Genomic DNA, 2,163 nt, shown 5'->3' with positions numbered 1-2,163 from the left:
TGCGCTTGTCGCGCAGGGTGGTGAGCTTGTGGGCGACCAGCGGGTGATCGACGACGTGGAGACGCATGACTCAACAGTAGCCCGCCCCGCACTGGCATCGACTCCCGCCACTGGGGGAAGGTGGGGCACAGGGACCCAGTCGCAGGGTGGTGTGGCCGATGCCGGACCCGGAAGAGACCGCAGGCCAGGAGCGCGGAAAGCCTGAGCCGGAGACGGACGCGGAGCGCCGCAGGCGCCGCGCCCAGTTCCTGCGCGAGCTCAACGAGGCCAAGGCCCTGCGCGAGCGCGTCCAGCCCCGGCGGGCCCGCGCGGCCCGGATGCGGCAGGCCATGCGGATGCGCACCTTCCGCTGGTGAGGCCCCCGCGTCCGGACGCGGGCGCGCCCCTCTCCGTACGCGTCCTCCGCACCTGCGGCCGGTACGGGCACCTCCGCTGTGCGCCCCCTTCGTGCGCCGGGGTCGCGCGCCGCCCGATCGCGGTGTCGTTCAGACTGATGCACGACGCAAGAGCCGAAGACCTCTCCTGCGGCCCTCGTTTCTGTCACGATGCCGATTGGGCGGGGCATCAGGAGCGCGCCGCCGGATCGTCACACCTCTGATCAGTGGGAGAGTCAGGTGTACTTCGCCGCACTGCTCGCGCGCACCGAAGACGGGTGGGAAGCGAGCGACACGGAGCTCGACGACGTGGAGACCCTGTCCGATCTGGTCGACCGGGCCCGCGAGGCCTCCGTCGACGACGACACGGTGATCGTCTTCATCGAGCAGGAGGACGCGTGGTTCGGCATCGTCCGTGTGGAGGGCGAGGACGACCCCCGGATCTACGTCTCCGACGGCGCCGCCGCCGCCCGCTCCTCGTACGGGGAGATCCTCACCCGGGAGATCCTCGGCGACGACCTGGACGGTGCCCTGGACGACCTGGACACGCTGGACCTGGACGGCACGGAGGACGGGGAACCGCTCGACGTCCCGGCGGACGGCGACGACGAGGAGGAGGCCGTCGCCTCCGAGACGGTGCCCGCCGCCCCCGTGGGTGACCGGCTGGTCCTCGCCGACCTCGGCGTGCCCCCGAACGACCTCCTCGCGCTCGACACCGACGCGCTCGCGGAGATCGCGGACGCGCTGGGCGCCGCGGAGGTCCTGGAGGCCGTGCGCTAGTGCCCCCGCACCTCCCGGCGGAGCCCGCGGGGCCGACGGGCTCCGTCGGCTCGGCGCCGCCCGCGCCCGCGGACTCCGCCCCGGCGCCCGACCCCCGCCCCGGGGACGCCGGGGCCCCGTCCCGTCCCGGGCCTTCGCCCGACCCCGTACGGGACCCCTGGCGGTCCGCGATGCGGCTGGCGCTCGCCGAGGCCGACGCGGCCGCGGCGGCCGGTGACGTACCGGTCGGCGCGGTCGTGCTCTCCCCGGACGGCGAGGTGCTCGCCCGCGGCCACAACGAGCGCGAGGCCACCGGCGATCCGACCGCGCACGCCGAGGTCCTCGCGCTGCGGCGGGCGGCCGAGGCCACCGGCGAGTGGCGGCTGACCGGGTGCACGCTGGTCGTGACCCTGGAGCCGTGCGTGATGTGCGCGGGCGCGCTGGTGCAGGCGCGGGTGGCGCGGGTGGTGTTCGGCGCCGTCGACGAGAAGGCGGGAGCCGCCGGCTCGCTCTGGGACCTCGTCCGGGACCGGCGGCTCAACCACCGGCCCGAGGTGATCCACGACGTGCTCGGCGAGGAGTGCGCGCAGCAGCTGACGGCCTTCTTCCGGGCGCGCTGACCCACCGTCCGACCTGCGGATCGATACGGATTTCATCGCCGGGGGAGTTTGGGCTAAGCTCTCTCTCGGTAGCGTGTCCGAGCGGCCGAAGGAGCTCGCCTCGAAAGCGAGTGTGGCGCAAGTCACCGAGGGTTCAAATCCCTCCGCTACCGCTTCGACGAAGGGCCCGGTGCGTGAGCACCGGGCCCTTCCGCATGCCCGCTCCGTCCCCGTACGCGAAAAGACCCCGGCGCTCGGGAGAGCGGCCGGGGCCTTCGGCGAAGGACGGGGGGAGCGGCATCGGGGGGACAAGCCGCTCCCCCCGGCGAGAACCGGTCCGGATGGTCCCGCGCCACGGTCAGGGGGGAAGCTCGCGGCGCGGGCCCCGCAGTGCGGGCCGGTTCCACAGCCCGGGGATTCCTGCCAGATCC

General features: G+C 74.2%; 3 protein-coding genes, 1 tRNA gene and 1 pseudogene. 4 read left to right on the top strand and 1 reads right to left on the bottom strand.

Annotation, left to right across the window (positions count from 1 at the left end):
- Window positions 1–67: pseudogene (locus RIF68_RS35050) on the bottom strand (uracil phosphoribosyltransferase); the annotation flags it as partial.
- Between the two features lie 91 nt (window positions 68–158).
- Between RIF68_RS35050 and RIF68_RS35045 the strand changes: the two are divergent.
- The 4 genes from RIF68_RS35045 to RIF68_RS35030 all read left to right on the top strand — a co-directional run bounded on the left by RIF68_RS35045 (window position 159) and on the right by RIF68_RS35030 (window position 1,905).
- A complete protein-coding gene (locus RIF68_RS35045; protein WP_309052065.1) occupies window positions 159–356 on the top strand; it encodes a hypothetical protein in 198 nt (65 codons plus the stop codon).
- A 258-nt stretch (window positions 357–614) separates the two neighbouring features.
- Window positions 615–1,154 (top strand): hypothetical protein, encoded by a 540-nt coding sequence (locus RIF68_RS35040; protein WP_309055592.1) that lies wholly within the window; start codon window positions 615–617, stop codon window positions 1,152–1,154.
- 170 nt (window positions 1,155–1,324) lie between these two features.
- Complete coding sequence (gene tadA, locus RIF68_RS35035; protein WP_309055590.1) at window positions 1,325–1,753, top strand: tRNA adenosine(34) deaminase TadA; 429 nt, start codon at window positions 1,325–1,327, stop codon at window positions 1,751–1,753.
- Between the two features lie 67 nt (window positions 1,754–1,820).
- Window positions 1,821–1,905 (top strand) — tRNA-Ser (locus RIF68_RS35030).
- The last annotated feature ends 258 nt before the right edge of the window (window positions 1,906–2,163 follow it).

The sequence above is a fragment of the Streptomyces sp. genome (genome assembly GCF_031178505.1).
Lineage (GTDB): Bacteria > Actinomycetota > Actinomycetes > Streptomycetales > Streptomycetaceae > Streptomyces > Streptomyces gulbargensis.
This window is presented reverse-complemented; position numbering and strand designations above follow the sequence as displayed.

Bases quoted from the DNA above. Each gene is read 5' to 3' on its own strand.
- RIF68_RS35045 (WP_309052065.1), top strand. From the start codon at position 159: ATGCCGGACCCGGAAGAGACCGCAGGCCAGGAGCGCGGAAAGCCTGAG.
- tadA (WP_309055590.1), top strand. From the start codon at position 1,325: ATGCGGCTGGCGCTCGCCGAGGCCGACGCGGCCGCGGCGGCCGGTGAC.